This is a genomic window from Ventosimonas gracilis, assembly GCF_001580025.1.
GTDB lineage: Bacteria > Pseudomonadota > Gammaproteobacteria > Pseudomonadales > Pseudomonadaceae > Ventosimonas > Ventosimonas gracilis.
Genome location: NZ_LSZO01000044.1, coordinates 14,738 through 29,983 on the forward strand (window position 1 = coordinate 14,738; position 15,246 = coordinate 29,983).

Annotated in this window: 16 protein-coding genes and 1 pseudogene; 10 read left to right on the forward strand and 7 right to left on the reverse strand. The window is 53.5% G+C overall.

The annotated features are described in order from the left end of the window. Positions 1-3: 3 nt before the first annotated feature. The 5 genes from nuoC to AXE65_RS02235 all read right to left on the reverse strand — a co-directional run bounded on the left by nuoC (position 4) and on the right by AXE65_RS02235 (position 4,537). Positions 4-1,770 (reverse strand): NADH-quinone oxidoreductase subunit C/D, encoded by a 1,767-nt coding sequence (gene nuoC, locus AXE65_RS02215; RefSeq protein ID WP_068387465.1) that lies wholly within the window; start codon positions 1,768-1,770, stop codon positions 4-6. A gap of 9 nt (positions 1,771-1,779) precedes the next feature. After that, positions 1,780-2,454 (reverse strand): NADH-quinone oxidoreductase subunit B, encoded by a 675-nt coding sequence (locus tag AXE65_RS02220; protein WP_068387468.1) that lies wholly within the window; start codon positions 2,452-2,454, stop codon positions 1,780-1,782. Positions 2,455-2,464: 10 nt separating this feature from the next. Next, positions 2,465-2,881: an NADH-quinone oxidoreductase subunit A gene (locus AXE65_RS02225; protein ID WP_068387470.1), complete on the reverse strand. Its 417-nt coding sequence runs from the start codon at positions 2,879-2,881 to the stop codon at positions 2,465-2,467. Positions 2,882-3,185: 304 nt separating this feature from the next. Next, positions 3,186-3,557 (reverse strand): hypothetical protein, encoded by a 372-nt coding sequence (locus tag AXE65_RS02230; protein WP_068387473.1) that lies wholly within the window; start codon positions 3,555-3,557, stop codon positions 3,186-3,188. A gap of 146 nt (positions 3,558-3,703) precedes the next feature. Next, positions 3,704-4,537 carry a substrate-binding periplasmic protein gene (locus tag AXE65_RS02235; RefSeq protein WP_193393230.1) on the reverse strand — a complete coding sequence of 278 codons (834 nt, stop codon included), beginning with the start codon at positions 4,535-4,537 and terminating at the stop codon, positions 3,704-3,706. A gap of 504 nt (positions 4,538-5,041) precedes the next feature. Here AXE65_RS02235 and yaaA point away from each other — a divergent pair. From yaaA to mvaT, 5 genes are all read left to right on the forward strand, one after another. After that, a complete protein-coding gene (gene yaaA, locus AXE65_RS02240) occupies positions 5,042-5,818 on the forward strand; it encodes a peroxide stress protein YaaA (RefSeq protein WP_068387477.1) in 777 nt (258 codons plus the stop codon). Positions 5,819-5,839: 21 nt separating this feature from the next. Then, positions 5,840-6,712, forward strand: a complete 873-nt coding sequence (gene trxA, locus AXE65_RS02245; RefSeq protein WP_068387480.1) for a thioredoxin — start codon at positions 5,840-5,842, stop codon at positions 6,710-6,712. A 1-nt stretch (position 6,713) separates the two neighbouring features. Then, positions 6,714-7,226: an Lrp/AsnC family transcriptional regulator gene (locus tag AXE65_RS02250; RefSeq protein WP_068387483.1), complete on the forward strand. Its 513-nt coding sequence runs from the start codon at positions 6,714-6,716 to the stop codon at positions 7,224-7,226. A gap of 17 nt (positions 7,227-7,243) precedes the next feature. After that, positions 7,244-7,462: a DUF2788 domain-containing protein gene (locus AXE65_RS02255; RefSeq protein WP_068387486.1), complete on the forward strand. Its 219-nt coding sequence runs from the start codon at positions 7,244-7,246 to the stop codon at positions 7,460-7,462. Positions 7,463-7,587: 125 nt separating this feature from the next. After that, positions 7,588-7,965 (forward strand): histone-like nucleoid-structuring protein MvaT, encoded by a 378-nt coding sequence (mvaT, locus tag AXE65_RS02260; RefSeq protein WP_068387489.1) that lies wholly within the window; start codon positions 7,588-7,590, stop codon positions 7,963-7,965. Positions 7,966-8,032: 67 nt separating this feature from the next. Here mvaT and sbcB read toward each other — a convergent pair whose 3' ends face one another. Then, on the reverse strand, positions 8,033-9,469 hold the full coding sequence (gene sbcB, locus AXE65_RS02265; protein ID WP_239685019.1) for an exodeoxyribonuclease I: 1,437 nt from the start codon (positions 9,467-9,469) through the stop codon (positions 8,033-8,035). 19 nt (positions 9,470-9,488) lie between these two features. Between sbcB and AXE65_RS02270 the strand changes: the two genes are divergently transcribed. Next, entirely contained in the window at positions 9,489-10,517 is a 1,029-nt protein-coding gene (locus tag AXE65_RS02270) for a metal-dependent hydrolase (RefSeq protein WP_068387495.1), read from the forward strand. A gap of 56 nt (positions 10,518-10,573) precedes the next feature. Here the strand turns inward: AXE65_RS02270 and AXE65_RS02275 are convergent. After that, a pseudogene (locus AXE65_RS02275) lies at positions 10,574-11,756 on the reverse strand (RNA-guided endonuclease InsQ/TnpB family protein); the annotation flags it as partial. A gap of 29 nt (positions 11,757-11,785) precedes the next feature. Between AXE65_RS02275 and AXE65_RS14390 the strand changes: the two are divergent. The 4 genes from AXE65_RS14390 to hldE all read left to right on the forward strand — a co-directional run bounded on the left by AXE65_RS14390 (position 11,786) and on the right by hldE (position 15,198). Further along, the gene (locus tag AXE65_RS14390) at positions 11,786-12,082 is read left to right on the forward strand and encodes a transposase (RefSeq protein WP_369126234.1); all 297 of its coding nucleotides are present in this window, start codon (positions 11,786-11,788) and stop codon (positions 12,080-12,082) included. 167 nt (positions 12,083-12,249) lie between these two features. Then, positions 12,250-12,849: a nitroreductase family protein gene (locus AXE65_RS02280; protein WP_068387498.1), complete on the forward strand. Its 600-nt coding sequence runs from the start codon at positions 12,250-12,252 to the stop codon at positions 12,847-12,849. Positions 12,850-12,852: 3 nt separating this feature from the next. Then, on the forward strand, positions 12,853-13,665 hold the full coding sequence (locus AXE65_RS02285) for a class I SAM-dependent methyltransferase (RefSeq protein ID WP_068387500.1): 813 nt from the start codon (positions 12,853-12,855) through the stop codon (positions 13,663-13,665). A 123-nt stretch (positions 13,666-13,788) separates the two neighbouring features. Next, positions 13,789-15,198, forward strand: a complete 1,410-nt coding sequence (hldE, locus tag AXE65_RS02290) for a bifunctional D-glycero-beta-D-manno-heptose-7-phosphate kinase/D-glycero-beta-D-manno-heptose 1-phosphate adenylyltransferase HldE (RefSeq protein ID WP_439144667.1) — start codon at positions 13,789-13,791, stop codon at positions 15,196-15,198. The last annotated feature ends 48 nt before the right edge of the window (positions 15,199-15,246 follow it).

The following is a 15,246-nucleotide window of genomic DNA, read 5'->3' on the forward strand; positions in this document are numbered from 1 at the left end:
GTTTTAGCGGTCCACATCGGCCATCACAAAATCAATGCTGCCTAGATAGGCAATCAAATCCGCCACCATTTGCCCGCGAATCACCGAAGGTATCTGCTGCAAATGCGCGTAGCTGGGCGTGCGAATGCGCGTGCGGTAACTCATGGTGCCGCCATCGCTGAAAAGGTAATAACTGTTGGCGCCTTTGGTCGCTTCAATCATCTGGAAGGCTTCGTTCGCGGGCATGACCGGCCCCCAGGAGACCTGCAAAAAGTGGGTAATCAGCGTTTCGATATGTTGCAAGGTGCGCTCTTTCGGCGGTGGCGTGGTCAGCGGGTGGTCGGCTTTGTACGGCCCTTCGGGCATGTTTTTCAGGCATTGCTCGATAATGCGAATGCTCTGGCGCATTTCTTCCACACGCACGATGCAGCGGTCGTAAGCATCGCCATTGACCGCGAGCGGCACTTCAAAATCAAAATGCTGATAGCCGGAATAAGGCCGCGCCTTGCGCAAATCAAAATTACAGCCGGTCGCGCGTAGCCCGGCACCGGTTACGCCCCATGCCAGCGCTTCTTTGGTGTTGTAGGCGGCAACGCCTATGGTGCGCCCTTTTAGAATGCTGTTTTGCAGCGCGGCTTTTTCGTATTCATCAAGGCGCCGCGGTAGCCAATCGACAAATTCCTTCACCAAGGCATCCCAGCCGCGCGGCAGGTCGTGTGCCACGCCACCGATGCGATACCAAGCCGGATGCAAGCGAAAGCCGGTGATCGCCTCGATGACTTTGTAGGCGCGTTGGCGGTCGGTAAAGGTGAAAAAGACCGGCGTCATGGCGCCAACGTCTTGGATATAAGTGCCCAAAAACAGTAAGTGACTGGTAATACGGAAAAACTCTGCCAGCATCACGCGGATAACATCCACGCGATCGGGGACTTTAATACCGGCGAGTTTTTCCACCGCCAGCACGTAGGGCAGGTTGTTCATCACCCCGCCCAAATAGTCGATACGGTCGGTATAGGGAATAAAGCTGTGCCAAGACTGGCGCTCGGCCATTTTTTCCGCGCCACGATGGTGGTAGCCGATATCCGGCACGCAGTCGAGAATTTCCTCGCCGTCGAGCTGCAAAATAATGCGAAACGCACCGTGCGCCGACGGGTGGTTCGGCCCTAAGTTGAGGAACATATAGTCCTCATTCTCGCCATGACGGCGCATGCCCCAAGCCTCGGGGTTAAAGCGCGCGGCTTCTTCTTCTATCTCGCGCTTGGCCTGGCTTAGCGCGAACGGGTCAAACTCAGTGGCACGAGCGGGATAGTCCTTGCGCAGCGGATGACCCTGCCAGGTCGGCGGCATCAGAATGCGCGATAAGTGCGGATGGCCGTCAAAGCTAATGCCGAACATGTCCCACACTTCGCGCTCGTACCAGTTGGCATTCGGCCAAATGCCGGTTGCACTCGGCAGATTGAGGTCGTTTTCACTGAGCGCGACTTTAATCAGTACATCACTGTTACGCTCAATCGACAGCAGATGGTAGAACACCGAAAAATCCGCATCGGGCAAGCCGCTGCGTTGCACGCGCAAGCGCTCGTCCACCCCGTGCAGGTCATACAGCATGCTGTAAGGCTGCGGGACTTCGCGCAAAAAGCGCAGTATCTCAATCAGTTTTTCACGAGCCACCCAAAGCACCGGCATACCGGTGCGGGTTTGTTGCACGTTAACGGCGTCTTCAGCAAAGCGCAGCCGCAAGGTGTTGATAATGGCGTAATCGGCGGTTTGCAGTTCGGCGATCGGGGTCATGGTTTGGCCTTACACCTCATCCGGGCTGCGCAGATTAGTGACAGCAATGCGCTGCGCTTTTTTAACTTCGCGCTGCGCAGGCATTTCGGCGCGGTAAATACCTTGATCGCCGACCACCCAAGAGAGCGGGCGACGCTCTTCGGCAATCGAATCCTGCAATAGCATCAGCGCCTGCAAAAAGGCTTCAGGACGCGGCGGGCAGCCGGGGACATAGACATCCACCGGCAGGAATTTGTCCACCCCCTGCACCACCGAATAAATGTCGTACATGCCGCCGGAATTGGCGCAGGCACCCATGCAAATCACCCACTTGGGTTCAAGCATCTGCTCGTACAGGCGCTGGATAATCGGTGCCATTTTGATAAAACAAGTGCCGGCCACCACCATAAAATCGGCCTGCCGTGGGGACGCACGAATGACTTCCGCACCAAAACGCGCAATATCATGCGGCGCGGTAAAAGCCGTGGTCATCTCCACATAGCAGCAGGACAGACCAAAGTTGTACGGCCACAGGGAGTTTTTACGCCCCCAGTTAACCGTTTTAGTCAGCACATCGGTGAGTTTGCCGAGAAACACATTGCGGTGTACTTGCGTCTCAAGCGGGTCGTCTACCCGCTCGCGGCTGCCTATGGGGTACTGCGCATTATCTGCCTCGGGGTCAACCCGGGTAAGGGTGTATTGCATTGCCAAAGCCTCATTGTGCGTGCCTCGCCTTCGCTTTTTTGCGAGCCATGGGTGCCCAATCCAGCGCACCGATGGCTCCCTCGTAGACAAGACCTGCGAACAGAATGGTAATAAAAATCGCAGCACCGCCAAGGCCGAACCAGCCGCTTTCGCGTGCTGATACCGCCCAGGCGTAAAGAAAGAGGACTTCGACATCGAAGATAACAAACAGCATCGCCACCAAATAGAATTTGGCGGAAAAGCGCAGACGGGCGCTGCCGACCGGCAGCATGCCGGATTCAAAAGGTTCATGCTTGCTGCGCCCAACCGCGCGGCTGCCGAGCAGGCTGGAAACACCCAGCATAAAGGCACACAGCCCAAAGACCCCCAGCACAAAGATGGTAAAAGCAATGTTGTGCGAGAGTGTGGCGGCAGTGGCGGAAGACATAGTCAAATCCTGGCGGGAAACGGCGGCGTAATAATTAAGGTGGCCGCAAAATGAAAAATTATAAGCTCAAATCCAGCGCCACGTATTTTATGCTGCCCCGATAAGGAAAGCAAAACGGCTGGATTAAAAAATAACAGAGTATTTTGCTTGGGATTACAGGGTAGTGGCTTGATTGATATACATTCTCATTATCGATATTGTTTGTGTGCCCACTTGGATTATTGCCCGTCAGCTTGATTGATCAGCTCGCAGGCAATAACCTTTTTGTTTAAATCGAGTCGATGGCAAATAATCAAGATAGGTATTAATGAGCGACAGGTTTAAACTGTAATGCCCACATGCCTTCAACCGAAAGCGAGCCGTCTTGCTCAATAAAAAGTCGGCCTTCCAGTTGTCCTGATTTGCGTTCGGGAAAGGCGGATTTTAATTCGGGGTATTTTTTCATGGCATCGGGAAAAGTGACGGTCAGTATTTCCCCTTGCTGCACAAAACGGCCAGAAGCCGAGCCGTTGCGTGTTAGCGAGACGATATTAAAATCAACTTCACCGCCTGATTTAAAGCTCAGTTGCATAAAGGTATTGTCATTTTCACGGTAAATATAATTCCCATTACCATCAAACCCCTGAGCAATAATGGGCAGTAGCAATAAAGTATAAAATAAATGGATCATACGCATGGGGTTGGTGCTCCGCTTTGATATTGGTTTTGTGCAGAGACTTCGACTTATTTTAAGGCGGGGTTATACACCCTGCCTTGCACAAGTCATTCAGCGCCAGTGACTGTAGTCCATCAGTGGGCAAATGTCATGAAATACACAGCCCTTTATTGGCTGTCTTGAGCAGTCGCTGCTTGACGGGTGGAGGGCAAGCGTTTTTGCCACAAAAGGTCATGCCGTTTTTGCTGTTCGCTGGGGACTTCTGGCAATAGGGGATTGCTCAGTTCAATCACTTGCCGATTTTCCAAATTAAGCGCACGTAGGGATACGGCAAAGTTTTCGTTAAACAACCGGTCAAAGCTGCCATCGGCCAACATGGCCTCAAGACCACGGCGGATGGCGGCAGCCAACTTGGGGTTTTGTTTGGAGGTGAAGTAGTAATAAGTGCTGGGATAATGCAGCAACAGGTGGTCATCCAAGGCTAAATCCAAACCCAGTGCGGCAAAACGCTGCTGCTCTTCGGCGGCGACCAGAATTTCCAGCGGCAGCAAATCGAAGCGACCGGCATTGAGCATGGAAAACAGGCTGGGATAGGCGTTGCTGGTTTGTACGCGCAGCCCATTGGCACGCAGAATATCGACATCAGACCATTCGCTGCGCTGACCAAAACGCAGATGAGCAAGCTCGCTTAGTGTGTTAATTGAAGCCAGGCGCGGCTTATCTTTGCTGCGTACCAGCAGCACACGCCAGCCGATTAAATCCCGATAAATAGGGATGCTGACGGCTTGTAAAGCTTTAGTACGTTGATCGGCACTCATCGCCCAAAGCACTTGGATTTTTCCATCGTTATGTTGCAGCGAGTACATCGCCCGCGCCGGTGACATTGGCAGTGGCGAGGGCTGCAAGCTGAACGCTTCACCGCCGCGCTTTAACGCTTGGTTCAGTAGCTCAGTGGCATAGCGCTCTGGATTGGCATCGCTACTGTGACGGGGGTAGTGCACCAGCTCGGCTGCTTGCGCAGGGATGAAGACAGCAGGCAGGAGCGAGCAAAGTAGCCAAGCACAAGCGCGCAGGGCATAACTGTATAAATAATTTCCTGATAAAATCATTTGATAATGATAATTGAGTGATCCATTGGGCACGGCTATTGTAACAAAAAGTATCATGCACAATGCGCTTGACCAGACCCTGTTTTTGAAACCATTGACTCCGTCGTACGCTTAGGTCAGGAGAAAGCACATGGCAGTTCGTTCAGCTGTAAAAGTTTAGGCATCACCTGGCATTCAAGTTTTTCATTGCTCGGAAAAAGTACGAAAAAAAGTATTCCATGACCGAGATGAACCAATGGCGTATTAGCGGCTTTCCTGAAGTCGCCGCTGATGAAGTCGCTTTAGCGGGTAATCGGTAAGCCAAATAAGTGCTGCGCTAACAGTTTTCGGCAAACCTTAGGCGGCTTTCGCTATAATCTACGCATTCTTTGCGCCTGATTTAACGAAAGCCCTTTTATGCTAATGGTTATTTCTCCAGCCAAAACGCTGGACTACACAACAAAGCCCGTCACACAAACATTCAGCCAGCCCGAATATTTAGCACAATCGGCGCAGTTGATTGCGCTACTGCGCGAGATGACGCCCGCACAAATCAGTGAATTGATGCAACTGTCCGATAAACTCGCCGGTCTTAATGTTGCGCGTTACGCCAGTTGGCAGCCGCCTTTTAGCTTGGATAACGCCAAACAAGCGTTGCTCGCTTTTAAAGGAGATGTTTATACCGGCCTTGCTGCGGAGGATTTTAGCGAACAAGACTTTGCCTTTGCGCAAAATCATCTGCGCATACTCTCTGGCTTGTACGGCCTGTTGCGTCCGCTCGATTTAATGCAGCCTTATCGATTGGAAATGGGTACGCGTCTGGCAAACCAGCGGGGCAAAGACCTGTATGCCTTTTGGGGCACGCAAATCAGCCAGTGGCTTAACCAGGCGCTCGCGCAGCAGGGCGATAATCTGCTGCTTAATCTGGCCTCCAGCGAGTATTTCAGCGCCGTTAAAAAAGAGGCATTGAATGCGCAGATTATCGATACGGAATTTCGTGACCTGAAAAACGGTCAGTACAAAATCATCAGCTTCTACGCCAAAAAAGCGCGCGGCTTGATGGCGCGTTTTGTGATTAAACAACGGGTGCGTCAACTTGATGCACTCAAAGCCTTCAACGCCGAAGGCTATTATTTCTCGAAAGGGCTTTCGAGCGAAAACCGCTTGGTCTTTTTACGTGACACGCCACAATAACCGAAGCAACTTGAGAAAGTGATGAACACAACCCCCTACAGTTTTGATGTATCTGGCCTGGCTGATTTTCAGCAGCGCGTACTGGAAAGCTCCTTTAATCAGCCAGTACTGGTGGACTTTTGGGCGCAGTGGTGCGCTCCCTGTAAAGCATTGCTGCCACTACTGGAAAAAATCACCGCTGAGTTTCGCGGTCAATTGCATTTGGCGCGGATTGATTGTGATGCCGAGCAAAGCATCGTCGCTCAATTTGGTATTCGCAGCCTGCCTACCGTCGTTTTATTTAAAGACGGTCAGCCGGTGGATGGCTTTAGCGGCGCACAACCCGAATCGGTTATCCGTGAATTACTGCAAACGCATCTGCCGCCTCCAGCTGAGACCTGCGAAGACCCGCTGCAACAAGCACAGGACTTATTTAACCAAGGCCACTTTGCTGAGGCAGAAAACCGCCTTGCCGCGCTACTGGCAGAAGACAGTAATAATGCAGCGGCTCATATTTTATATGCCCGTTGTTTGGCAGAACGTGATGAACTGGATGAAGCTCAGCGCATCCTCAATGAAGTCACCGACGACACATATAAAAAAGAACGGGCCGCAGCACTGGCGGCTCTTGCCTTTTTAAAGCAGAGCAAAGATTTGCCGGAAGCGGCGCTGCTAAAAAGCCGTTTGGCGCAAAATCCAGCCGATGATGAAGCGACAACGCAACTGGCCATTTACCAACTGGCCCGCGGGCAATACGAAACCGCACTACCTGCGTTATTCGGGCTATTTTTAAAAAAACCTAAACCTGCCGAAAATCCCGCGCATAAAATCCTGCTGCAAGTATTTGAACTACTCGGCAGCGAGCATCCATTGGTCGTGGATTATCGCCGCAAACTCTATCAAGCACTGTATTGATATGAGCCGACTTGACCGCTACGACCTGAAAATCCTCGCCGAATTGCAGCGTGATGCGGGGCTTTCCAATCAGCAGCTGGCCGAACGTATTGGCCTGTCGCCTTCGCCTTGTTCCAGACGGGTTAAACAACTGCAAGATGAAGGTTATATCGTCCGCCAAGTGGCCTTGCTTAATCGTAAAAAACTGGGGCTGTCGCTCACCGCTTTTGTGTTGATTGGTATGGACCGGCATACGCCGGAACGCTTTGAACACTTTCAATCAGTCATCCGTAAGTGCCCCGAAGTGGTGGAGTGCGCATTGGTCACAGGTATGGACGCCGACTATCAGCTTAAAGTGATAGTGCCGGATATGGAACACTATCAACAATGGTTGCTCGGCACGTTAACACGCATTGAAGGTGTTTCCATTGTGCGTTCGAGCTTTGTACTGGATCAAATTACGGCAAGCACCGAACTGCCACTGACCCATTTACCCGATCCGCGCAGAAGTGGCCCAGTTGCTGAGAATGCTTAAATAACCCAAGGAATTTTATGGAACCCGAGCAGCTTGAAAGTCTGATGATGTACAGCCTGATTGGCGGTTTGATTGCTTTTATGGCCTTTATTATCTGGGATCTCGCCAAAAAGTCCAAAGCCGGTCGCTTGGGTACCGCTATTTTGTTTTTGGGACTGGGACTGTGTTTGTTTGCCTTTTTGGCCAAGCCGTTAATTGCCTGGCTTATCGAAACCTTTCGCGGCATCCCGGCTTAAAGAAAAAAAGCCATTAAAATTGTGCCAAAAAATGCCAAACGACTTTACTTGTAAAAAATAGCCGACTATTATCTGCGACGATGTAACACATCTTCCCAATAATCGAAAAGGAAAAGGTAAAAACCATGTCCCTTATCAATGAATACCGCTCTACCAAAGAAGCCATTGAAGAACTTCAGAACCGTCTAAAAAACCTCGCTGAAGACTCCAATCTGCAAAAAGAATTGGATTTTGAAAAGCAACTGCGCAAGCTGATGGATGATTACGGCAAATCACTGCGCGACATCAATGCCATTCTTGACCCCAGCTCGCGTACATTAAAAGCACGCGTGGCAGGTCGTCCGGCATTTGGCAGCAAGCGTCAACGTAAATTGAAACAATACAAAAACCCGCATACCGGTGATGTGATTGAAACCCGCGGTGGCAACCATCGCATCCTGAAAGAGTGGAAACAAAAATGGGGTGGTGATGTAGTAGAAAGCTGGGGCACTCTGCTTGGTTAAGCACCGCGCTTGACTTAAATCAAGCAAAGCGCTTGCCAAAGCAAGCGCTTTTTTATTGGGCGATTATTTAAAGGCAAAAACGAGCCGCCAAACTATCCACATAGCTTTGCCATTTGAGTAATAGGCTCTGCTGCATTTCGCTGGCAGCTTCCCATGAGCTATTTAATGCACTGCGAAAATCAGCCAAGGTATTGGGCGCTCCATACTCATCAAGACTGAGTCGGTTCTGACAAAAACGCTGCCATTGCTGCTTTTCATCTTCTGTCAAGCTTTGCGGGAAGTTGCGCGCACGGTAACGAAACAATAACTTCTGCAAACGCTCATCCTTAAAAGGCAGATAATGCCCAGCCAACTGAGCAGGCTCCATCCGCCGTATCTGTTCGCATAAGTGCCTGTCCGCTTGCGATAAAAATCCGCCGTAGAGTTGTTGTTCCGGGTCTTGGCTGCTATTTTTTAGTTCCTCGCTGTAAAGTGTTTGCAGTTTGTCTTGCCAGATGGATTGTGTTTGTATCAACTCGGCCGCCCGCTGTTGATAGCAGGTCATGTCAAGTTGCAAACGTTGATGATCTTGCTCACGCAATACAGACAGCGGCGCGACCAGTGGACAGCGATTGATATGCAGCAACTTTAATGCCAGCGGCAATTGCCCTTCGATTAAATCCACCCGCTTGGTGTAGAGCCGTTGTTTTAGCGTGTCCACTTCTTCGTGCAACAAAGGTGTCGGGTCATAATGCAGGTCATAGACAATCAGCGCATTGCGATTATGCGGATGCCAAGCCAGCGGTAATACCGCCGCAAGATAATGCCGCTGCGCAGCAAAACGACCGGAGACATGCAGCATGGGTTGCAATAACTTAATCTGCCGCTGTACTTCGTGCTTGCTGCGCAGTCGGTAACAATAGTCATAGAGTTTCGGTTGTTTTTGTTTTATCAGTCTTGCCAGTTCAATGGTCGCGCGGACATCGGACAGTGCATCGTGCGCTTGGCTATGCAATAAACCATTGGCCGCGCTGATAAGCTCCAAACGCAAACTGACTTGGCCGTCTTCTTCTGGCCACTCAATACCTTGCGGGCGCAGTGCATAGGCTGCACGCAACAGGTCAATTAAATCCCAGCGGCTGTTACCGTTTTGCCATTCTCGGGCATAGGGGTCATAAAAATTGCGCCATAAGCTATGACGGGTTAATTCATCGTCAAAACGCAGATTGTTGTAACCCGCCGTGCAAGTACCAGGCACGGCCATTTGTTCGTGCAGTTTTTGGATAAATTCAGCCTCAGGCAAACCCTGTTCTTTTAATTGCTCTGGGCTAATGCCAGTGACCAAACAAGCCTTTGGATGCGGCAGAATGTCGTCCGCCAACTGGCAATACAGGTTAAGCGGTTCGCCTATTTCATTGAATGCTTCATCGGTGCGAATGGCGGCTACTTGCAGCGGGCGATCGCGGCGTGGGTCAATACCGGTGGTTTCATAGTCGTACCATAAAAGGCTGCACGGCACTGTTATTCTCCTTGGGATTAAATGGATGGATTCATTAACGCAAATCGTTTTGGGTGGGGCGCTGGTTGCGGCCATTGTGCCAGCGTCTGAGCGCCGCGCCGCATTGCTCGCGGGAGCGGCGCTTGGCACGCTGCCGGATTTGGACGGTCTGCCTTTGATCTGGCTTGCCGACAATCCGGTGATACAGATGACGGCGCATCGCAGCATCAGCCATTCACTGCCGCTACTGGCGCTTTTCGGCAGTCTGATCACTTGGCTGTTTTGGCGCTTTGGCAATGGACGGGTGAAGGCTCATCCTTGGCGCTGGTGGATTGCCATCGTGCTGGCGCTGGTCACGCATCCCGTGCTAGATGCTTTCACCGTTTATGGCACACAACTTTTTTGGCCGTTTGGCGGGCATCCGGTGATGTGGTCTTCGGTGTTTGTGATCGACCCGTTATATACCCTGTGGCTATTGATTGCCTGTCTTATGGCTTGGTGGTGTTCTAAGCGGATTTTGGTGCAGCGCATGCTGGTCGGTGGATTACTGCTTAGCAGCGCTTATTTGGGTTGGTCGCTCATGGCCAAATACCAAGTCGAGCAAGCCGCCGAACAAGCGCTGCGCCCAATGGGACTTGCCGAAGCGCCGCGTTTTTCCGTGCCGCTGCCTTTATCGACCTTGCTTTGGCGCGTGGTGGTAATGCGCGAGGACGGCTATCTAATCGGCGACCGCTCGCTGTTATCGGATAAGGGAGCCATGCGCTTTACCCACTACCCGTCCGACACCGCCGCGCTGCGGGCGGCGGCGGATATTCCCGCGGTGCGCGAACTGAACTGGTTTAACCGCGGCTTTATGCGCGCGCGGGTGGAAAACGGCGAGCTGGTATTAAGCGACCTTAGGATGGGATTAGAACCCAATTACAACTTTAATTTTGTCGTTGCGCGTTGGCAGGACGGCCACTGGCAAGCCACCGTGCCGCGTCGCTTGCTGCTCGATTGGCCGCCCGATCCAGAAGGGCGCACACGCAGCGAACGTATCAAAGCCGCCGCTCGTTATCTTTGGCAACGCCTTTGACATCCTCCCCTTGCTAAAACAAAGGGGCTCCTACCGCGTCCAGCGAAGCGTTGTCGCTTTGCTGGATCACCTCGGCGGGTTCCTGCTGCTGATCCCTACATCAGGATTCACTTCACAGGCTAACCGGGCATGTCCTGCCCTTAATATGTTGATCGCGCCGACCATGTCGGCGTTGTTTTCGTAGCCGCATTCGACACACGCGAAATGCGCTTGCGTCCGGCGGTTATCTTTCGATACATGCCCGCATGCGGGACAGGTTCGGCTGGTATTTTGCGGCGGCACCGCTATCAGCATCCCGCCGTTCCAGTCCAGCTTGTATTGCAACTGCCGACGGAACTCAAACCAACCTTGGTCGAGTATGGCCTTGTTCAGGCCAGACTTGGCACGGACATTGCGCCCCGCCGATTTCGACATATTGCGTACCTGCAAATCCTCAATACACACCATCGCGTGGTTTTGGCTGATCGTGGTTGTGGCTTTGTGCAGGTAATCGTGGCGGGCATTACCGATGCGGGCATGCAGGCGCTGAACTTTGCGCTTGGCTTTCCTCCAATTGCTGCTGAATTTCTCCTTTCGGCTCAATGACTGTTGCGCTTTTCTCAGCGCCGTTTCATGCCGTTTGAAGCTGTTGAGCGGCGCAAGGTAGCTGCCGTCCGAGAGCGTAGCAAAACGGGCAATACCAACATCAATACCAATGGCGCTGGTGGCTTCGGGCAATGGCTGATCCACTTCCCGCTCGGTCTGTATCGATACAAACCACTTGCCCGCCCGCAGCGACACCGTGGCATTGCGTACTTGACCCTGAATATTTCTGCTGTTGCGATAGCGCATCCAGCCCAGCTTGGGCAGAAATATCCGCCCGTTCGCTTCGTCCAGTTTGATTTGCTGCGACTGCGGATAGCGGAAGCTGTCGCGCACGCCCTTCCTTTTGAACCGTGGAAATTCCGCCCGTTTGGCAAAGAAATTGGCATACGCCCGCTCAAGGTCTTTGAGCGATTGCTGCAACGCTTGGGATGGACTGTCGCAAAGCCACGGGGTTTCAAAACTTGCCCGCCATTGTGTCAGCAGCTTGCACAACGCCGAGTAGCTGTGTTTTTTGCCCTGTGACTCGTAGCGCTCCTTTTGCAACGCCAGCGCCTTGTTATAGACAAACCGGCACGAACCGGCAAAGCGGCTCATATCGCGCTTTTGCTGGCCGCCCGGCATCAGTTCGTATTTATAGGCTTGCAGACGTTGCATGCCTGACAGTATAGGTTGCCATCTCTTCCTTGGTGAACAGCCTCAATGGCGTACTAGCCACTGCTGCGCAAGAAAACACCCAAGCATCCGAAAAAAAACGATGGGGCAATACCCTCTGGTCGCCGTCCTACTTCGCGGGTAGCTGTGGCGGTACGTCCATCAACATCATCCGGCAGTTCATCGAACAGCAAAAAAACACCACACTGAATCGTTACGCTGCAAGGACGGCTGCGCCGTCCGCGCTATCCATCCACGCCCTGAAGAGGGTGTCGCAAAAGGGACAGAGAACTCATTTTTATTCTGGATTTAAATTTTTAACCACATGATTTTATTGATATAAACCAATAAAATTCGTAGCAGAAATCCGGTAGCGGAGCCTTTTGCGACAGCCTCTTCAGGACGTGGCTTTCTGCGCAACTCGGTAAAATGGTTTTTGCGGCGGATTTATTGCTAAATTGCCACTCCCTGTACCGACTTACTTAATGGAACTGCCATGAATACACCCGCCATTGCCCTGTTTCAAAAACGCCGCAGCCAATACGCCTTGGGTCGCAATCTTAAGCATAAACAGCAAGCGCTGACCGAACTGATTCAACACGCGGTGCGTGAAGTGCCTTCTTCCTTTAATTCGCAGCCCAACCGCGCAGTGATTTTGTACGGCGAGCACAGTGTGCGTTTTTGGGATTTGGTCAAAGAGGCGCTGCGCCCGCTGGTGCCCGCTGAGGCGTTTTCCGCGACCGAAAACAAGCTGGCGAGTTTTGCCGCTGGTGTCGGGACTGTGCTGTTTTTTGTTGATAGCGAGACTATCGCAAAGCAGCAGGCGGACTACCCGTTGTACGCTGATAACTTCCCGCTGTGGGGCGAGCACAGCAACGGCATGGCGCAATTTGCCGTATGGACGGCGCTGGCCGAAGCGGGCATTGGCGCGAGCCTGCAACATTACAACCCGATAGTGGATGAACAGGTCAGGCAGCAGTGGGGCATTCCGTCCAGTTGGCAACTGCGCGCGCAAATGCCATTTGGCTCGCATGAAGGTGACTTCCCGCAAAAATCCTATATCGAAGACGCGGTGCGCTTTAAGGTTTTTGCCTAACGCATGAATAAACTGCCGCCCGTCTCCTCAACGCTGTGCATTCCGCTGGCGGCACGGGCGCTGGGCGGGAAGCTGTTCCCGCATCTGGCCGTCGATGACCGCCATGCCAAAAACGCATTGCACGCCTTGGGCGAGGACGGCAAAAGCCTGCTGCAAGACCCGCGCACCGTATATGGAATTTTGCGGCGCACGCACTGGTTTCGTAAGCAGGCTGGGCACTTTTTGCAGCGCTTTCCCGATGCGTTGCTGGTCAACCTGGGCTGTGGCTTAAGCGACTATCGCCAGTGGCTGGATAATGGCCGCATGCAGACGGTGGCTGCCGATTTGGCCGAAGTTATCGCGCTGCGCCGCCGCATTCTGCCAACGACCGATGCACGCTGCCGTCTGGCTGCGTGTGACTTAACCGCCGCCGACTGGTGGACTGCGCTTGAGTTGCCGAACAAAAGCAGCCAGCCACTGTTTCTACTCTGCGAAGGCGTGCTGATGTACCTGCCGCCGAACGCGGTCGCCGCCATTTTGCGAACCTTTGCCGAATACGCGCCCAGCGGCTCGCAGCTTGCTTTCGATGCCAGTTGTGCTCTGGCCGCCGGACGCAGGCAATACAATCCCTCAGTACGGCGCAGCGGAGCACTGTTTCAGTGGGGGCCGCGCAGGCTTAGCGAACTCACCGCGCCACACCCGCGCCTTAAGCTGCTTAACATCGGCGAGCCGATGGCGGGATACGGCCACCTGCCGCAGCGCCTGGTGCGCGGCCTGTTGCATGCGGTTAGCGGCGTGCCGCTGTATGGCCTTTATCTATTGGGACTGCGTGATTGATAGGCTCGCCCCACAAGTGACCAAAGAACGTTAAAAGCGCGTTAAAACATTGGCAGTCATTCTGCCAACTGGCTAGACTTCGCTGTTTTCCTCGCCTTAAAGGAACAAATCGTGCAACCTGTAATGCCCAACTTTGCCGCTGCCCGCGTGCTGGTCGCAGGTGATGTCATGCTCGATCGCTACTGGCACGGCAGCACCTGCCGTATCTCGCCAGAAGCGCCAGTGCCGGTGGTCAAGGTTGAGCAGTGCGAAGAGCGCCCCGGGGGGGCTGCCAACGTGGCACTTAATCTGGCGGCTCTTGGCGCGAGCGTGCGTTTGGTCGGCGTTACCGGCGTGGATGAGGCGGCGCAAACGCTCGCCACCAGCCTGCAAAGTGCCGGGGTCGAAACGCACTTTCAGCCGATTGCCACGCAGCCGACCTTGGTCAAGCTGCGCGTGATCAGCCGTCATCAGCAACTGCTGCGGCTGGATTTTGAGCAGCCCTTTGCGACCGATAGCCGCGCCTTGACCGAACAAATCGCCAGCCATCTGGACGACTGCTGCGTACTGGTGCTATCGGACTACGGCAAAGGCACCTTGCAAAATCATCAACAACTGATTGCCCTTGCCCGCGCTCGTGGCATAGCCGTATTGGCCGACCCCAAAGGGCGCGACTTTTCCATCTATCAAGGCGCAACACTACTCACGCCGAATTTGGCCGAATTTGAAGCCATCGTCGGCCACTGCGCCGATGAGCGGCAGCTTTTAAGCAAAGGCACCGCGCTGCTTGCTGAACTTAATCTGGACGCACTGCTGATTACCCGTGGCGAACAGGGCATGACACTGTTTAGCAATGCTTTCGCACCCATGCATCTACCCGCTCGGGCGCACGAAGTGTTTGACGTCACCGGCGCGGGCGATACGGTGATTTCCACCTTGGCCTGCGCACTGGCGGCGGGCGAGGCACTGCCGCAAGCGGTCAAACTGGCTAATCTCGCCGCTGGAATTGTTGTCGGTAAACTCGGCACAGCCGCCATCAGTGCGCCGGAACTACGCCGCGCCTTGCAACGCGAGACTGGCAGTGAACGCGGCGTTCTAGGCACGCAGCAACTGCTCGCCTGCATCGAGGACGCGCGCGCGGCTGGCGAGAAAATTGTCTTTACCAACGGCTGCTTTGACATCCTGCACGCCGGACACGTCGCCTATCTGGAGCAAGCCCGCGCCTTGGGCGATCGTTTGGTTCTTGCCGTCAACGACGATGCCTCCACCACCCGCCTAAAAGGCGCAGGCAGGCCGATTAACGCGGTCGAACGACGCATGGCGGTACTGGCCGGCTTGGAAGCGGTGGATTGGGTAGTGAGCTTTAGCGAAGACAACCCCTGTAGGCTGCTGGAGCAAATCCGCCCGGATGTGCTGGTCAAAGGCGGCGATTACAGTCTGGATGGCGTAGTCGGCGCGGACATCGTTCGTGCTTACGGCGGCGAAGTTAAAGTGCTGGGATTGGTCGAAAACAGCTCCACCACCGCCATCGTGGAAAAAATCCTCATCCGTTAAACGCTATCCTCGCCCATGCCCCTCTCCCATCAATGGGCGAGGGGAGGG